This is a genomic window from Nonomuraea sp. NPDC049504 (assembly GCF_040676845.1).
Taxonomy (GTDB): domain Bacteria; phylum Actinomycetota; class Actinomycetes; order Streptosporangiales; family Streptosporangiaceae; genus Nonomuraea; species Nonomuraea salmonea.
The window spans coordinates 1-3,979 of sequence record NZ_JBFAPT010000076.1; the positions used below are offsets into that span (position 1 = coordinate 1).

Genomic DNA, 3,979 nt, shown 5'->3' on the forward strand with positions numbered 1-3,979 from the left:
CCGGCCCTCCGCCCGCCCGCCGTCCGGGCGTGCGGCCTGGGGGCCGGTCCCGGACGGCGGGCGGGACACCGGGCCGGCCACCGCACGCCGGCCCCGCCGTACCAACCGAACCCACCGGCCGGGGTTGCCCCGCCGCCACACAGATGCAGCCCTACGATCGCCACTGCATGGCTGGACACCGTACGTGCTTGGGGGCGATCGACGATCCAGGGTTCGTTCCTCACCCTGGCTCACTGTGCAAGGTGGCTAATCGTCGAGCTTAACTACCTGAACGGGCGGATCTCCCTCGGTCACGACGGTGGTCGCGGGTCGCCGGTGCGCGGTCGGCGCAAGTGTCCTGCTGGTTGTAACGCGTGTTCAGGGTGTCGGTCGCGGACTGGTAGGCCAAGACGCAACGCTGCACCACTTTGGCCATGGCTTGATCGGCCAGGGCCGCGGCCGGGCCTTGGAAGTAGATTGACGGCCTGGTTCTGCATGACCCGCCGTAGGTGACAGAGATTGCTGGTGCTTCAATCACACAGAACAGCTCGCCAGCGGACTAGAACCTGAAAGCCACGGGATGTCCTTGTAGTGCATGCGCATCCCGTCCGCGTTTTCTTGGGGAAGGGGAGAATGTGCGGAGGTTATCGGCACTAGCTTACAGCCTGGCTGCGCTGCTTTTCGTGACGTCGGTGATCGCTCTGTGGGTCTCTGAACGCAACGATCTCAGAGCGGCGGCGGTGATGCTGACCATTGCCTTGGCCTCCCTCGGCGTGGGAGCGATGAGCGTGCGACGAGACGACCAGCGGTGGATCTCCGCCTTCCTGGGGACATCCGCGATCTCGATGCTCGTGCTGGGGTGGGGTGTGGGGGCTGTGGCCGCGTTATGGGCATGGCCCCTGGTGCTTCTGGCCGGACTGCCGGTGATAGCTGTCTTCGGGCTCGGACTCGCAGGGCTGAAGAGCGGCCGCTGGTGGGGGATATTACTCTGTTGCATCCCTCTAACGGGCGTCGCGTACCTATCGCATGTTCGACCGAACGAAGGCGTATTCTGGGGCGCACTCGAAGTGTGGAGCCTGATCATGGCGCTCGCACTGGCGCTCTCCTTCGCGTGGGAACAGAGACACGAGTCGAAAAAGTGAGGACGTGACGTCGCGTAGCGGCGCTTGATCCTCTTCTCATCCGCCACCCTCGCCGCTATGACCTTGATGATCGAGATCGCCTGGACAGCTGGTCAGGACGCGCGGCGGTTCTGGTCCTACTTCCTTCTTCCTGCTGCACTGATCGCCGGGATACGGCTGATCGTCACTACCGTCATAACTTCGTTGGACGCCCGCAGATGACCCGCCTCAGAGTTGCAGTTCAGGTTGCAATACGAAGCCGTCCAAGGACGTTCACTATGGACCGCCCACGCCCTCTGGCCTGCATTGAATTGCCTGGGACCATGCTCGGCCGAGCCTTTAATCCGCATGTTGGAGATCCGCTGACTTCCAAGCACCTTCGCCGCGCCAGTGCCCCGCCGCGGCGCCAAACGGCTCACCAAGCAGGTACGAGGGCGGGCTCGCCAGCGGATCACCACGAGTATCGGCGGCTCACGCGAGCACTGGCAAGTGCGTGCCCGTTGCGTGCCCGTTCGGAGAGCGATCAGCGGGGAGTCACGGTGACTCACGGCCACTCGACCGGCGGACGCCCAGGTCAGCGTTTTCCCTGGTCGGAGGGCATAATCCTGAAAGAGTTCCCAAGCTGACAGCGCGGGTTCGATTCCCGTCACCCGCTCCACTTCGTACTGTGACAGGCCCACCTCTCGTGTGTGCGTGAAGGATGTCGCCCCTCCTCTGTAGTCTCTAGAGGACAAGGAAGGGAGCGGGTATGACCGCACAACCGCAGGACTTCATCTCCGTCGGCGCGCCTCTGCCTGAGAAGAACCTGCGGGCCATCCGTGCCGCGCTGGTCATCTCAGAAGATCGCGAGGCTTTCGACGCCGGACTCAAGGCCGTGCTCGACGAGGTCAGGGTGAGCCTGGATCTTGGAGCGCTGAACGCTTTCGTGCACCGCTGGTGGATCTCCGCGTGTGACACCGCAAAAGATCCCGAGGGGCGCCGTCAGATGCACGTCCGAGCCCAACAGGCTCTGGCCGGCGAACCTGTTCCTCATGGGAGGCCGTGGCGGGAGATCCTTGCTGCTCGCGGGGTCGATGTCTAGGTGTTCAAGCTCGTCATCGATCCCGTAGCCGAGGAACAGATCGCTGCGCTACCCGATCACGCACTGCATCCGCTCGCGGATCTGTTCGCACTACTGGAGACCGCTCCGTGGGGTGGAGACCCGTACAACTCTGCAAATCCCCGGGCGAACATGCTTACGCACCCGTTCGGAGAGCGCGGCCTTGCCACGTACGTGGTCCTGGACCGGCAGCGCGAGGTCTACCTTGTCCGCATTGAATGGCCGTAAGCCCGTGCCCGCTGCGTGCCCGTTCTCGTAGCGACCAGCAGGGAGTCACGGGAACTCACGGTGACTCGACCGGCACATGCCCAGGTCAGCGTTTCCCCTGCTCAGGGTCCATGATCTTGAAGAGTTCCCAAGCTGACAGCGCGGGTTCGATTTTCGTCACCCGCTCTCAGTCTGAAGGCCCAGGTGGGGACGTGGATCCCGACCCGGGCCTTACTTGTTTCCTGCCTTGTTTGATCTTTGCGGGCCATTAACGGGCCATTAGCTCTTGATCACCCCTGCCGGGACCAGCGCGCCCGTCGTGCCCTCGTCGTCGTCATCGTCGCGTGCTTCGAGTTGCCGGTCGATGGCGTGGGTGATCGCCTCGTCGGCTCCTCTGACCGCGTGCTGGTAGATCATGGCCGCCCGTACGTTGTCGTGCCCCATGCGGGCCCTGAGGTCCTTCTGCCCCGCCCCGGGCTGCGCGATCGGCTCGACACCACGTCGGCCCAGTGCCTCGAACTCCACGTCTACGACGAGACGATCCGATACAACCTGATCATCGTGGACCGGGCGTTGTGCGTGATCCAGCCGTACCTGCCGCAGGCACGCGGAGTCGATTCACCTCCCTTTGTGATCACGGACAGCACCGCCGCAGAGGGGTTGTTCCCCATCTTCGACCAGGTGTTCAGGGATGTGTGGGAGCGGAGCAAACCCGTATGACCATCGACACCCGAACTCTTCTCCCCATCGCTGAACGAGCCGTGTCGATCGCCAGCGAGATCATCCGCATCAAGGCTCCCGGCGTCATCACGGCCAAGGGTGACCGGGACATGGCCACGGAGGTGGATTACGCCGTCGAGCATGCCGTACGGGAATTCCTGGCCCGTGAAACCCCTGAGATCGGCTTTCTGGGTGAAGAGGGAGGCGGCAGTCGCCTGGGCGATGGCCTGATGTGGGCGCTGGACCCCGTGGACGGGACGGCCAACTTCCTGCACGGCATCCCGCTCTGCAGCGTCTCCCTGGGCCTCGTCGATAAGGACGCCCCCACGCTTGGTGTGATCGACCTGCCGTTCCCCGACCTTCGCTACGCGGCGGCTGAGGAGGCCGGCGCTGCCGTCAACGGGTCTTCGATCCGGGTGGGCGATGCCCGCGACTTGCGGAGTGCGATTGTGGCGATCGGTGACTATGCAGTGGGGGAGAACGCCGAGGAGCGTAACCGGCCGAGGTTCGCCCTGACCGAAGAACTCGCCGCGCGCGTTCAGCGCATTCGGATGTTCGGCTCCGCCGCGGTCGATCTCGCGTGGGTGGCTCACGGCAGGATCGATGCCGCCATAATGCTCAGCAACAACCCGTGGGATACCGCAGCAGGCGTTATCATCGCCCGAGAAGCTGGCGCAACGGTGGTCGATCTCGACGGTAGCCCGCACAGCATGACCGCCCACGCGACCATCGCCGCAAGCCCGAAGCTTGTAGCCGATCTCGTGGAACTCATTGCCGAGGCCCGTAAGGCCGGGGTGTTCGACCGGGTGTTCGACCGGATGTCTGGTCTCACTTGATGCTTGACGCTTTGGCA

The 3,979-nt window shown here is 64.1% G+C and carries 7 protein-coding genes; 6 read left to right on the forward strand and 1 reads right to left on the reverse strand.

The window, feature by feature from the left end:
* Positions 1-662 precede the first annotated feature (662 nt).
* The 4 genes from AB0K28_RS51595 to AB0K28_RS51610 all read left to right on the forward strand — a co-directional run bounded on the left by AB0K28_RS51595 (position 663) and on the right by AB0K28_RS51610 (position 2,427).
* A complete protein-coding gene (locus AB0K28_RS51595) occupies positions 663-1,121 on the forward strand; it encodes a hypothetical protein (RefSeq protein WP_364386035.1) in 459 nt (152 codons plus the stop codon).
* 57 nt (positions 1,122-1,178) lie between these two features.
* A complete protein-coding gene (locus AB0K28_RS51600; protein WP_345395022.1) occupies positions 1,179-1,322 on the forward strand; it encodes a hypothetical protein in 144 nt (47 codons plus the stop codon).
* A gap of 526 nt (positions 1,323-1,848) precedes the next feature.
* Positions 1,849-2,181, forward strand: coding sequence for a DUF6247 family protein (locus AB0K28_RS51605; protein WP_345395025.1), 333 nt, complete (start codon positions 1,849-1,851; stop codon positions 2,179-2,181).
* Positions 2,182-2,427, forward strand: coding sequence for a hypothetical protein (locus AB0K28_RS51610; protein ID WP_345395028.1), 246 nt, complete (start codon positions 2,182-2,184; stop codon positions 2,425-2,427). It abuts the gene before it with no gap.
* Positions 2,428-2,685: 258 nt separating this feature from the next.
* Here AB0K28_RS51610 and AB0K28_RS51615 read toward each other — a convergent pair whose 3' ends face one another.
* The gene (locus tag AB0K28_RS51615) at positions 2,686-2,931 is read right to left on the reverse strand and encodes a hypothetical protein (protein WP_345395030.1); all 246 of its coding nucleotides are present in this window, start codon (positions 2,929-2,931) and stop codon (positions 2,686-2,688) included.
* On the opposite strand from AB0K28_RS51615, the gene AB0K28_RS51620 reads away from it, so the two are divergent.
* Positions 2,842-3,126 carry a DUF5919 domain-containing protein gene (locus AB0K28_RS51620; protein WP_364386040.1) on the forward strand — a complete coding sequence of 95 codons (285 nt, stop codon included), beginning with the start codon at positions 2,842-2,844 and terminating at the stop codon, positions 3,124-3,126. The genes AB0K28_RS51615 and AB0K28_RS51620 overlap by 90 nt on opposite strands.
* Positions 3,123-3,962, forward strand: coding sequence for an inositol monophosphatase family protein (locus AB0K28_RS51625; RefSeq protein ID WP_364386043.1), 840 nt, complete (start codon positions 3,123-3,125; stop codon positions 3,960-3,962). Before AB0K28_RS51620 ends, AB0K28_RS51625 begins: the two co-directional genes overlap by 4 nt.
* The last annotated feature ends 17 nt before the right edge of the window (positions 3,963-3,979 follow it).